Consider the following 11,910-nt stretch of genomic DNA (forward strand, 5'->3'; position numbering starts at 1 on the left):
AGAGCGAGTACGACCGTCACGGGCGCTCACCCAGCTGGCTCAGGCGCTCGCCGACCTGGCTCGCGGTGGGCCGGTCGAGCTCGTCCACCACCAGCCCGTCGGCGAGCAGCAGCACCCGGTCGGCATACCCGGCGGCGACCGGATCGTGCGTCACCATCACACAGGTCTGCCCCTCCTGGTCCACACCGGCGCGCAGAAGGGCCAGGATCTCGTGGCCGGTGGCCCGGTCGAGCGCGCCCGTCGGCTCGTCGGCGAAGAGCACCTGCGGGCGGGAGACCAGCGCACGGGCGATCGCCACCCGCTGCTGCTGCCCGCCGGACAGCTGTCCGGGCCGGTGCCGCTCTCGCCCGGTCAGTCCGACCCGGGCGAGCGCGTGGGCCACCCGGCTCCGGTCGGGCCGCCTCCCGGCCAGCCGGCCGGGGAGCTCGACGTTCTGCGCGACCGTCATCGCCGGCATCAGGTTGAACGCCTGGAACACGAATCCGACCCGGCTGCGCCGCAGTTCGGCGAGCCGCCGCTCGGGCAGCCGGGACACCTCGGTACCGCCCCACCGGACGGAGCCCCGAGTGGGCCGGTCCATCCCCGCGAGACAGTGCAGCAGGGTGGTCTTGCCGGAGCCCGAGGGCCCCATCACCGCCGTGAACGTCCCGGGCGCGAGCGCCACCGACACCCCGCGCAACGCGTGTACGGCGGCGGTGCCCCGCCCGTACGCACGGTGCAGGTCCTCCGCCCGGACGGCGGTTCCCGTCCCGATGTCCTTCGTCGTCTCAGCCATCCCCCCATCCTGGGCGGGCACGGCACGAAGATCGATCGTGGCAGCCCCCGGTCCGGGGTACGGGAAACCGAACCCCGCGCCTGTCGCCCGGAAGGCGATGCGCCGTGATGTCGCTTCAGCGGCGCTGCCACGAGGTCCGGCGGGGAGCTCGGTCGGTGCGGGTGGCCGGAGCTGGCCAGGTGTTCACGCCCATCAGAGAGGTGCCCACGACGAAGAGCGCCGCGTACCGGGCGTGACTCTGCCTCCCGGTCCCGGCGGGCAGAGCCCGGTCACGGTCTGGCTCCCCCGCGAAGTGACGACAGCACCAGCCTCCCGTACCGGGTCGCCAGAGCGCCTGCCGTGGCGGCGACGGAGAGCCCGAGCGCGACGAGCAGATGGGCGAGGGACTCGTCGCCGAGTACCTGGAGTACGCCGAGGGCCGTACCGAGCGGCAGGCCCAGAACCGTGATCAGCCCCAGTGCGCCGCTGATCTGCTGGCTCTCCTGCGTCTGGACCAGGCGGCTGTAGTCCGCCGCTTCCGCCAGGATCTCGGTGAAGCGGGCGGGCAGCCGGTGCTGGTCCTGGAAGGCGAGGAGAATCTCGTTGGCCGGGCCGTGCGCGGTGAGGTGCTGGCGCCAGTACGTGCTGCGGAATCCGGCGATGTTCCGTTCGAGCGTGGCGACCCGGCGTGCCAGCCTCGCGCCGTCGAAGACCTCCGAGAGGTCGTCGGTCAGTTCGTCGATGTGATCCCGCTGGAGCGAACCGAGCAGCAGGGCGTCGAGGTAGACGGTGCGTGAGTGCAGCGCGCCGAACTCGTAGAAGTCTCCGTCCCCCGTGTCGGCACGATGCCCCAGGAAGGCGGCGCCTTGCCGTAGCACCATGGAGCTCCAGTCCGCCGAGATGCGCACGGTGCGGTCCGACTGGTCCTCGGCGATTTCAGGGGCCAGGGGGAAGTCGGCCGGGTTCGAACGCGAGGCCAGCTGCCACAGCCAGCGGTCCGCGGTCGCCGGCAGAGCCCCTTCGATGCTGAGGCGAAGCGTGGCTGTGTGGGCGGCCGTTGGCGTCATGAAGGCGACGGTGTACGGACGGGCGATGGCGAACGGGCCCGTGCCGCCGCGTACTTCGGCGATACCGGAGAGAAGGCCTCCAGGATCCAGCCGCCCGCTGAGCGGTCCGGTCCCGGCGGCCGGGCGTCCGGCCAGCGCGCGCAGGACGGGCAGCAGCGGCCTCGTGACGGTGAAGTGCAGGACCGCGAGGGCGTGTTCGGGGTGGCGGGCAGTGGCAGTGCGCAGCAGCTCCGTACCGATGAGACGCAGGCCGCCCTGGACGATGGACCTCGGGCGGTGCCAACGGCGGGGCCGTCCCGGACTCCCGTACAGGACTCTGGCGGAGGCCGGGGCGAAATAGGTGGCACGGGTCGCGGTGTCGGTGCGTCGACTGCCCGTCTCGAACGGGAACGGCCCCTCGGCCCAGTCGGGCGTGCGCAGCAGGCTCACGGGGACGACGACGGTCAGCTCCTGGCGTGCGCCGGTCACGACGTCGAGCGGCGGGGCAGCAGCGGTCATCCGTAGTACTCCGAGGGATCGGGCTGGTCCAGACGGATCACGAACTCGGCCCGCCCTGGGCTCTCGGCCGACACATGGAAGCGGACGGGCTCTCCGATACGGATGGTCCGGAATCCCTCCGTCACGATCTGCCGGTAGTCGAAGCCGTAGTACCGCTGGTCCTCGTCGTCCTGGACGGTGTAGGCGCCGACGGTTCCGTTCGCACCACCGCCGGTCTGCCGTCTGTCCACGACGGTGCCGTGGCGTGCCTCGCCGTTCACCCGGCCACCCCCCTCGGGTCCGTGACGTCCTCCACACAGCGGAAACCGACCGCGCGGCTGGCACCGCCCTTACGGTAGAGCCCCTTGCTGCTCGTCTGCACCGCACGCATCGGGTTGTCGTAACTACCGCCGCAGATGACGGCCAGACCGGGGTCGCCGAGGCTGCTGGACGTCCATTCCCAGCAGTTGCCCACCATTTCGGCGACGCCGAACGGGGAGCGGTTTCCGGGGTGCTCGTCCACGGGGGCCGCCCCCGCCCTGCGGACGGCGTCCTCCGCGAAGTCCCGGTACCACGCCTGATAGGTCACCATCGGGCGGGTGACCCATGAGTCCGCGCAGTTGACGAGGGCGCTGTCGGGCCGGTCGCCCCAGGGGAACAGGCGGCCGTCGGCACCGCGCGCGGCGGCTTCCCACTCCAGCGAGGTGGGCAGCCGTTTGCCCTCGAAGGCGGCGAAGGCGAACGCGGCCCACCAGCTCACGCAGACGGCCGGGTGTCCGGCGTAGCGCGGATCCGCGTAGTAGTCGGGCCTGCTCAACTGCTCGCTCCTCGGCCGGTGCGTGACACCGGCCGGCTGGTCGGGATGGTCCCAGCGCGAGGTGCCGTCGCTGGTGAGCGCGTCGAGGAAGCGCCCGTAACGCGCGGCGGTCACGGCGTACCGGTCGAAGCGCACGGGGCGTGGGACACGGCGGAGCAGCAGCCGTTCCGGCGGCCCGACGAGGTAGGTCCCCGGCGGCAGTACGCAGTCGTCGGTCCCCTGGGCGCCGGGAAGACCCGCCAGGAAGGCCCGCACCTGCTCGGTGAGGAAGGCTCCGCCCGGTATGACCGCTGCCGCGTCGCGGTTCGCCGGTTCGGTGAGGTACCGAGCGGCCAGCAGTTCCTGGTACGCGGTGTGCACGAAGGCGACCTTGTCCGGTCCGACGGGACGCAGTAAAGGGCCGAGCACACAGGCGTCGGATTCGAGGCGGCCCTCGGCGAACGCGTCCGTCCCCAGCGCTCTGTGCAGGTCGAGGAGGGAGAAGACGGTCCGGTCGGTGAGAAACGCCTGTCCGAAGAAGGCGGGCAGGCGCCTTTCGAGGTCGGGCCGCCCGCGGTCGGCGAGGACATGGGTGAGGTGCCTGCCCAGTAGATCGGCGAACGGCCGCCCGGGAGACACGTCCAGCGAAGCGGTGAGGCGCTTTTCCAACGGGGTCGCGGGCTGCTCGGCACCGGGTTCCACGAGACGGACGAGGTGGAAGTGCGGGACCCTCGCCGGATCGACCCCGTTGGCGTACATCTGCTCGACCAGTTGCTCGGAGCGGCCCGCGCCGCTGTCCAGCAGTTGGCGTATCTGTGGTGAGTCGGCCAGGAAGGACACACGTGAACTCATGATCACCGCGGACTCGGCCGACAGCACGGCGGCGAGGTCCGCGAAGAGCCGCAGGAAGCCCGCCGGGCTGGGTTCGTCGACGCCTTCGTCAACGGCGTCCAGCACGCAGAGCGCGGTGCCGGACCGGATCAGGTAGAGGAAGAGCTCATAGGCGCGGGAGCGGTCGGAGGCCATGGACGGCGCCAGAAGCCTGGCGGCGTACTCGGAGAAGGGTTCGTCCTTCGGCTTGAGTCCGAGATCGAAGTAGAAGCGGAACCGGCGGACGGTGGGATTGACCGCCAGTGCACGGAGCAGTGTGCTTTTGCCGCTTCCGGGACGGCCTGTGACCAGTACGTTCGCACTGCCACGGGCCAGTCGGGTCAGCAGCTCCGCGGCGTCCCCCGACTCGGTCATCAGGGACTCACCGGTGCGCGGGTCCGTGGACAGTACGGCCGCTGAGACGGGTGCGGCTGCACCGGCCGGAGTTGACCCGGCCGTGGAGGCGACCCCGCCGAGGTGGGCTTCGAGATTGACGAGTGTGTCCACGAAACCGTCGTAGGGGACGATCCGGATGTCCATGCCGAGCAGCCGGTGCAGGGCGTCTGACGGCGCACGGTCGTGGGGGTCCTCCAGGACGACGAACCTGGTGAGCTTGGGGAGCCTGGTACGCAGCAACTCGCCGTCACCGGAGGCGAGTACGGTGCTCAGGTCGTCTGCATCGCGGGAGAGTATGAGCTCCACGTACTCGAACCGCATGCCCGATTCACGACAGAACAGCTGATAGACGGTGTCGGAGCTGAGGACGAAGCGCTTGGCCTGCCGGTATCCGAGAGTGACGTACAGGCCCGCGAGGAACTCGCAGCGGCGGGCCACCTCGGGAGCCATGTCCGGTTCGCCGCCGGTGAGCGCGGCGCTTCCGGTGTTCGTGAACCAGACCAGTACGTCCACGAGTCGGCGCACCGCCAGCAGGCCGTCCTCGTCCCTGATGTCGTAGCCGTCGTGCGAGGACCGGTTGCGTAATCTGCGGATGTCTTCAAGCGCGTCCATCACCGTGCTGCTGCGGATATGCGGGCGACAGCGCTTGACGAGGTCGTTCAACGCCTTGGTCGAAGGGTCGCCCTCGATGTCGTGGTGACGCCACAACTCCTTGAGCAGCTTCTCGGTGAGTTTGCCGACGAGGGCGACGGCGTTCTCGGGATAGCCGTCGTCGAGGGAGCGTAACGGGCGTTCGAGGTCCAGCCCGAGGTGGTCCGCGATGCGTGAGTGGTCGTCCAGCTCACTGCGCAGACGCCGCAGCCGTTCATCGACCACGGTGCTCATCCGACTCCGTCCTGCCCTCGGTTCGACGTGCCCAGAGCGAAGGCGAACCGGTCGGGAAAGACCAGGACGGGTTCGGGATGGGCGGCGCGCATCTCTTCGATCCCGGCCTCGATCTCGCTGTCGCTGAAGGTGGAGAGCAAGGACATGTAGCGGGCGCGCACCATGCCGAAGTACGTCTTGCGGTCGATGCGCAACTCGTGCTCGACGTGGCTGAGACCCGCGTCCAGCCCCGCCGCCGTCAGGTGCTTCACGATGTCGGCGGGGTCGGGCTGAAGCTCTTCGAAGCGGGCCAGCGCGGCCCCGAACAGCGGGTACCGGATGGTTGCCGGAAGCATCACGACGAGCAGGCGGCCGCCGGGCGCCAGACGTTCGGCCAGGCCGTGCAGCGTCGGGCCCGGTTCGGCAAGGTGGTGCACCGACTCCTTGAGCCACATCGCGTCGAGCCGCTCGTACGGGAGCTCGGTCCGCCGCTCGGCGATGTCTTCCGCGGAGGCGACGAGCGGCGTCAGGCCGGGCGGCGGAGGCACGCCGATCTGGCGCAGCATCCCCTCGGACGGATCCACGCACAGGACGGGGTGGCCGGGCCTGACGGTACGGGCTATCTCGCGGGCGAACAGGCCCGTACCGCAGCCGATGTCGGCTGTACGGTCCGTGGCGGTCAGCCGCAGCGCCTCGGCGATACGGGCGGACATCCAAGGGACGTAGTCCGGCCCGTAGACCCAGTGCTCGTCGTACTCTGCGGCCAGTTCTTCGTAGTGCCCCCGCACATCGCGCCGCTCCACGGCCGTCCCCTCGTGTGTCGCCGACGCCGTCACCCCGAGCGGGCATCGAACTCGGCCAGGTTATCGCGGGGCGTGCTGCCGGCGACACCCCGTAAAGCTCATGGCGGTCACGTCATCCCGTCGGGGTGCCGCGCCGCGCCGGGTCTCCGCGGGCGGTCCGGTGACCCTCGCGGGGCCTTGTCGGACGGCCCCCGGGGCCGTCGCCGGGCCCGGATAGAATCGTCCGTATGGTCCGATCGTCCCGTGGTGAGGCGGCCCCCGGGATGTGGCGGCGGGAGGCCGGTACCGTGGTGCGGCGGGCCGGGGTGCTTCCGGAGCCCGTGGTGGCCCCGTTCGTCATCGTCGCCGGGGGACAGGTTCCCCGCGTCCCCACGGAGTGGGCGCCGCACTCGCACCGGTTGCACGAGCTCGTCTGGGTGCGCGGGGGGACGCTGACGTCCCGGGTGGAGGACCGTCTCTTCACCGTGTCCGAGGGGCACGGGCTGTGGATGCCCGCCGGAGTGGTGCACGGGGGCCGGGCGACGGCGGGGGCGGAGTTCCGCGACGCCTTCTTCGCTCCGGACCGGACCCCGTTCGCGTTCGCGTTCGGGGAGCCGACGGCGATCGAGATGACGCCCTTGCTGGAGTCGCTGCTGACCCATCTCGCCCGCACGGATCTCGACGCGGCGGCCAGGGCGCGGGCGGAGTCCGTGGTGTTCGACGTGATCCGTCCCTCGGAGCGCCAGTTCGCGCTGCAGCTGCCCGGTGACGCCAGGATCGACGCGATCGCCGAAGCCCTGCTGGACGATCCCGCCGACTGCCGTTCGCTGGAGGAGTGGGCGCGGTCGCTGGGTATCAGTGACCGCACGATCACCCGTGCGTTCCGTCACACCACGGGTCTCTCCTTCGCGCAGTGGCGGCAGATGCTGCGCGTGCACCGGGCGCTGATGCTCCTCTCCGAGGGCTTCGACGTGATGACGGTCTCCGAGACGCTCGGCTACGCGCAGCCCAGTTCCTTCATCGCCGCCTTCCGCCGCGTCATGGGCACCACGCCGGGCGCGTTCTTCGACGCGGCCGGCGACAGCTCCGGGAATGTCCCGAATCCCGTATCGCGTGTCCAGAACTCCTGATTGTCGCCATCGCAAGCGGAATATAACCTTCTCGGAGTTAGGTGACCCTTAGTTGATGCTCGCCGCGAACGGTGCTGTCCGTGCGCGGAGGAGTGTGGGGCCCGGCCCGTGAGGGCGGGGCGGGGGGTGCCGCAGTCCTTGCCCCTCCGAGCCTCCGGACTCATCGATGTTCACACGCCCCTTCCGGCCCGCCGACCAGGTCGCGGCCGGCCCCGCCGCCCCGGCGACCGCCCTCAGCGGGCACGACCTGGAGCTGCGGTACGGCGGCCGGCCGGTCGTCCACGGCGTCTCGCTCGCCCTGGAACCCGGCCGCGCGACCGCCCTGGTGGGGCCGAACGGCAGCGGCAAGTCCACGCTGCTGCGGGCGCTCTCCCGGCTGCACCGGGTGGACGGCGGCCGGGTGACGCTGGGCTCCCCCGAGGAGCGGTCCGAGCGTGACGCGGCCCTGCTCAGCCCCCGCCAGTTCGCCCGCGAGGTCACGCTGTTCTCCCAGTCGCGGCCCGCGCCCCAGGGGTTGACGGTCGCCGAGGTCGTGGCGTTCGGACGCCACCCCTACCGGCGCGGCTTCGCCGGACCGACCGACGAGGACCGGACCGCCGTCGACCGTGCCATGGGCGTCACCGGCGTACGGGACATGGCCGGCCGGCCGGTCGGTGAGCTCTCCGGCGGGGAGATGCAGCGCGTCTGGCTCGCGGCCTGCCTGGCCCAGGAGACCGGTGTCGTGCTGCTGGACGAGCCGACCAACCACCTGGACCTGCGCTACCAGATCGAGACGCTCGACCTGGTGCGCGATCTGGTCGAGGACCACGGCATCGCGGTCGGGATCGTGCTGCACGACCTCGACCACGCCTCCCGTGTCGCGGACACGCTGGTCCTGATGTGCTCCGGCCGCGTACACGCGGTGGGCGCACCCGCCGACGTCCTCACCGCCGAGAACATCGGCGAGGTCTACGACATCCGGGTCGAGGTCGGCATCGATCCCCGCACGGGGCGTCTCCGTATCGACCCACTGGGGCGGCGCGACTCCTGACACCCAGCGCACCCCCCGCTCCGTCGAGCCGCGTCCGGACCGCTTCCGGGCCGTCCGAACCGTGTCCGGACCGTCCGAGCCGCGACCGAACCGGTCCGCGTCGCCTCGCATTTCGCATCATCGAATATCGCAACGTATCGCAACGTATCGCTGCGAACCGTAAGAAAGAGGACCCCTTCATGAACCGTGCCCGTCGCCTGGCGGCGTCAGCCTCCACCGGGCTCGCCCTCCTCCTCGCCGCAACGGCCTGCGGCACGACCGACGTCGACAAGACCGAGGCCGGCAGCGCCCCCTCCGCGTCGCCCGCGTCGAAGAGCTGCGCCGAGGACACCACGGCCACCTCGACGAAGCCGGTCTCCTTCAAGGACGGCGTCGGCCGGCAGGTGAAGCTCGACAAGCCCGCCCAGCGGATCGCCGTCCTCGAATGGCAGCAGGTCGAGGACGCGCTGACCCTGTGCGTGACACCCACCGCGGTCTCCGACGCGAAGGGGTACAGCACCTGGGTCAGCGCCGAGAAGCTGCCCAGCGGGGTGACGGACATCGGCACACGCGAGGAGCCCGACCTCGACACCCTCTACGCGGCCAAGCCCGACCTCATCGTCGTGGAGGCGTTCGACGCCGACGACGAGACCATCGCGAAGCTGGAGAAGCGGGGCGTCCCCGTGATGGCCACCCGCGGCGCGAACCCGAAGGACCCGATCGGGAACATGCGCGAGGTGTTCAGCATGATCGGCCAGGCGACCGGGCGCACCGAGCGGGCCGACCAGGTGCTCCAGGAGTTCGACGAGCACCTCGCGACGGCGAAGAAGCAGGTCACCGACGCCGATCTGCCGACGAAGGACTTCCTGTTCTTCGACGGCTGGCTGGAGGGGGGCAACCTCACCGTCCGCCCGTACAGTGACGGCGCCCTGTTCACCGAGATAGGCAAAGAGCTCGGCATGACCCCGGCGTGGACCAACGACGTCAACAAGGCGCACGGCGACGGGGGTGTCGATCCCTCCTACGGCCTCGCGCAGACCGACGTCGAGGGTCTCACCTCGGTGGGGAACGCCAACTTCTTCTTCGCCAACGACGAAGGGGCCGGCGGGTACGTCGCGGCCCTGGAGAAGAACCCGATCTGGAAGACCATCCCGGCCGTGAAGGAAGGCCGCGCCCACGCGTTCCCGGCGCGGGTGTGGGGCGCCGGCGGTCCGCGCTCCTGCGAGCAGGCGATCGACGCGTACGTCGACGTGCTCGACAAGAAGTGAACGCACCCCGGACATCGGCACCCGGAACGGGACCGCTGCCGCGCGACGAGCGCGGCGGCGGTCCCGCCGGGGTGCCCGGCTCCGCCGAAGTGCCTGCGCCCGCCGGGGTGTCCGCCCCCGCCGGAGTGCCCGCCCCCGTCGGGGCAGCCGTCGCCACGGCCGGTGGCGGACCCGCCCCGGCGGCCGGCGCCGAACGCGGTGGCGGCCTCAGCGGGGTCGCCGTCCTGGCGCTCCTCCTCGTCGCCACCGCCCTGGTGGGCATGTGGCACCTGACGCAGGGGACGTCGGGCGTCGGCTTCGGCGACCTGGTGCGCCACCTCGCCGGGGAACGGGCGGACACCGGTGGGGCGCCGGTCGGTGAGATCCTCACCGGCTCGCGCCTGCCGCGCCTGCTCGCGGGCGTGGCCGTGGGCTTCGCCCTCGGTTCCGCCGGCGCGCTGCTCCAGTCCGTCACGCACAACGCGCTCGCCTCCCCCGACACCCTCGCGGTCACGGCCGGGGCCTACCTCACGCTCACGCTCGTCGCGGCCTTCGGCCTCGCCGTCCCGCTGTGGGCGTCGGGCGCCGTCGCCTTCGTCGGCGGACTGGTCGCGGCGGCACTCGTACTGCTTCTCGCGGGACGGGCCGCCGGCACCGCGGGCACCCGCCTCATCCTCGCCGGATCGGCGACGGCGATGGCCCTGGACGCGGCGACCGGGATGCTCCTCATTCTGTTCAAGCAGAACACGACCGGTCTCTTCGCCTGGGGCAGCGGTTCGCTCGCGCAGCTGAACATCGACGCCTCCGTACGCGCCGTCCCCCTCGTGGCCCTGGTGCTGTGCGTCGCTCTGGCACTGTCCCGGCGGCTGGACGTGATGAACCTCGGCGACGACGCCGCGTCCACCCTCGGCGTGCGGATCCGGAGCACCCGGGTGACCGCCGTGCTCTGCGCGGTGCTCCTGACCAGTACGGCGGTGACCCTGGCGGGGCCGATCTCCTTCGTCGGACTCGGCGCGCCCGTCCTGGCCCGGCTGATCGCGGGGCGGGTCCGGGCGCTGCGCCGGCACCTCCTCCTGGTGCCCGCGGCCGGGCTGCTCGGCGCGCTGCTCATCCTGCTCGCGGACGCGACCCTGCGCGCGGTGCAGGGCGCGGACGGGGCCGCCTCCATCCCGACCGGCGTACCGACCGCGCTGCTCGGTTCCGTCGTGATCGTGGTCCTCGCGATGCGGCTCCGGGACACGGGCGGACTCCGCCGTCCCCCGCACGCGCGGGTCGCCGCGCGGTCACGCCGGGCGTTCCTCCTGGTCGTGCTCGGCGCGGTGGCACTCCTGGCCGGTGCGGTCCTGGTGGCCGTCCTGGCGGGGAGCCTCTGGCTGCGGACCGGGGACCTCGCGCTCTGGGTCCAGGGCGCCGCCCCGGACCTGATCGGGGCGGCGCTCGACGACCGGATCCCGCGTGTGGCCGCCGCGGTCCTCGCCGGAGCGGCGCTCGGTCTGGCCGGATGCGTCGTGCAGAGCGCGGTACGCAACCCGCTGGCGGAGCCGGGCGTGCTCGGCATCACGGCGGGCGCCGGACTGGGTGCGGCCGGCGTCGTCACGTCCGGCCTGTCCGGCGGACGGCCCGTGCTGGTGGCCGTCGCGGTCGCGGCGGGGCTCGCCACGTTCGCGGTGATCGCCCTGCTGGCCTGGCGCGGCGGCTTCCTGCCCGACCGGTTCGTCCTGATCGGCATCGGCTGCGGGTACGGTCTCAGCTCCGTCACCACCTTCCTCCTGCTGCGCGCCGACCCGTACAACACGCCCAGGATCTTCACCTGGCTCTCCGGTACGACCTACGGCCGCACGCTGCCCGACGTCCTGCCGGTCGCGGTGGCCCTGGCGCTCGCGCTCCCCCTGCTGCTCGCCATGCGCTCCCGGCTCGACCTGCTCGCCGTCGACGAGGACACCCCGCGCATCGTCGGCGTGCGGGTGGAACGCACCCGCTTCGCCGCACTGGCGATCGCCGCCGTGCTCGCGGCGCTCAGTGTGATCGCCGTCGGTGTCGTCGGCTTCGTGGGACTCGTCGCCCCGCACCTCGCCCGGTCACTGGTGGGCGCCCGGCACGGCCGCTCGATCCCGGTCTCGATGCTGCTCGGCGCCGTGCTGGTGTGCGTGGCCGACGCCCTCGGCCGAACGGTCGTCGCACCGTCCCAGGTACCGGCGGGCCTCATGATCGCCCTGGTCGGGGCCCCGTACTTCGTCTGGGTGCTCAGGCGGTCCCGCGCATGACACCGGGCGGCGGTACGGCCGCGCCGACCGGGCTGCCACGGGCCGGCCCGACCGGTCCACCACGGACCGCGCCCTCCGGTACGCCGCCGGCCGGGCTCGGGGCGCGGCGCGGCGGCCCGGATCCGGCCGCGGCCGGGGCTCCGGCTCAGGCCCTCGACCGGCCCGGACCCCGGGGCCTGGCCGGCGCCCTCACGTACCGGCGGGCGCGCCCCCGACCCGCCCCTCGCCCTCCGAGACCCGCCTGGAGCATCGCA

Annotated in this window: 9 protein-coding genes; 4 read left to right on the forward strand and 5 right to left on the reverse strand. The window is 72.1% G+C overall.

Features of this window, described 5'->3' with window-relative positions:
• Positions 1–16: 16 nt before the first annotated feature.
• From B9S64_RS25450 to B9S64_RS25470, 5 genes are all read right to left on the reverse strand, one after another.
• Positions 17–775, reverse strand: coding sequence for an ABC transporter ATP-binding protein (locus B9S64_RS25450; protein ID WP_103491951.1), 759 nt, complete (start codon positions 773–775; stop codon positions 17–19).
• Positions 776–1,044: 269 nt separating this feature from the next.
• Positions 1,045–2,319 carry a hypothetical protein gene (locus B9S64_RS25455; RefSeq protein WP_103491952.1) on the reverse strand — a complete coding sequence of 425 codons (1,275 nt, stop codon included), beginning with the start codon at positions 2,317–2,319 and terminating at the stop codon, positions 1,045–1,047.
• Positions 2,316–2,579, reverse strand: coding sequence for a hypothetical protein (locus B9S64_RS25460; protein WP_103491953.1), 264 nt, complete (start codon positions 2,577–2,579; stop codon positions 2,316–2,318). The genes B9S64_RS25455 and B9S64_RS25460 overlap by 4 nt, the downstream gene beginning before the upstream one ends.
• Positions 2,576–5,245 carry an SUMF1/EgtB/PvdO family nonheme iron enzyme gene (locus B9S64_RS25465; RefSeq protein WP_103491954.1) on the reverse strand — a complete coding sequence of 890 codons (2,670 nt, stop codon included), beginning with the start codon at positions 5,243–5,245 and terminating at the stop codon, positions 2,576–2,578. The genes B9S64_RS25460 and B9S64_RS25465 overlap by 4 nt, the downstream gene beginning before the upstream one ends.
• Positions 5,242–6,027, reverse strand: a complete 786-nt coding sequence (locus tag B9S64_RS25470; protein ID WP_103491955.1) for a class I SAM-dependent methyltransferase — start codon at positions 6,025–6,027, stop codon at positions 5,242–5,244. Before B9S64_RS25470 ends, B9S64_RS25465 begins: the two co-directional genes overlap by 4 nt.
• A 227-nt stretch (positions 6,028–6,254) precedes the next feature.
• Here B9S64_RS25470 and B9S64_RS25475 point away from each other — a divergent pair, with 227 nt between their 5' ends.
• The 4 genes from B9S64_RS25475 (at position 6,255) to B9S64_RS25490 (ending at position 11,656) form a co-directional block, all read left to right on the forward strand.
• Positions 6,255–7,136: an AraC family transcriptional regulator gene (locus B9S64_RS25475; RefSeq protein WP_103491956.1), complete on the forward strand. Its 882-nt coding sequence runs from the start codon at positions 6,255–6,257 to the stop codon at positions 7,134–7,136.
• Positions 7,137–7,302: 166 nt separating this feature from the next.
• A complete protein-coding gene (locus B9S64_RS25480) occupies positions 7,303–8,166 on the forward strand; it encodes an ABC transporter ATP-binding protein (RefSeq protein WP_103491957.1) in 864 nt (287 codons plus the stop codon).
• Positions 8,167–8,345: 179 nt separating this feature from the next.
• On the forward strand, positions 8,346–9,413 hold the full coding sequence (locus B9S64_RS25485; RefSeq protein ID WP_103491958.1) for an iron-siderophore ABC transporter substrate-binding protein: 1,068 nt from the start codon (positions 8,346–8,348) through the stop codon (positions 9,411–9,413).
• 125 nt (positions 9,414–9,538) lie between these two features.
• The gene (locus B9S64_RS25490; protein ID WP_103504950.1) at positions 9,539–11,656 is read left to right on the forward strand and encodes an iron ABC transporter permease; all 2,118 of its coding nucleotides are present in this window, start codon (positions 9,539–9,541) and stop codon (positions 11,654–11,656) included.
• Positions 11,657–11,910 lie beyond the last annotated feature (254 nt).

The sequence above is a fragment of the Streptomyces sp. SM18 genome, from assembly GCF_002910775.2.
Lineage (GTDB): Bacteria > Actinomycetota > Actinomycetes > Streptomycetales > Streptomycetaceae > Streptomyces > Streptomyces halstedii.

Bases quoted from the DNA above. Each gene is read 5' to 3' on its own strand.
- B9S64_RS25465 (WP_103491954.1), bottom strand. From the start codon at position 5,245: ATGAGCACCGTGGTCGATGAACGGCTGCGGCGTCTGCGCAGTGAGCTG.
- B9S64_RS25450 (WP_103491951.1), bottom strand. From the start codon at position 775: ATGGCTGAGACGACGAAGGACATCGGGACGGGAACCGCCGTCCGGGCG.
- B9S64_RS25485 (WP_103491958.1), top strand. From the start codon at position 8,346: ATGAACCGTGCCCGTCGCCTGGCGGCGTCAGCCTCCACCGGGCTCGCC.
- B9S64_RS25475 (WP_103491956.1), top strand. From the start codon at position 6,255: ATGGTCCGATCGTCCCGTGGTGAGGCGGCCCCCGGGATGTGGCGGCGG.
- B9S64_RS25480 (WP_103491957.1), top strand. From the start codon at position 7,303: ATGTTCACACGCCCCTTCCGGCCCGCCGACCAGGTCGCGGCCGGCCCC.
- B9S64_RS25455 (WP_103491952.1), bottom strand. From the start codon at position 2,319: ATGACCGCTGCTGCCCCGCCGCTCGACGTCGTGACCGGCGCACGCCAG.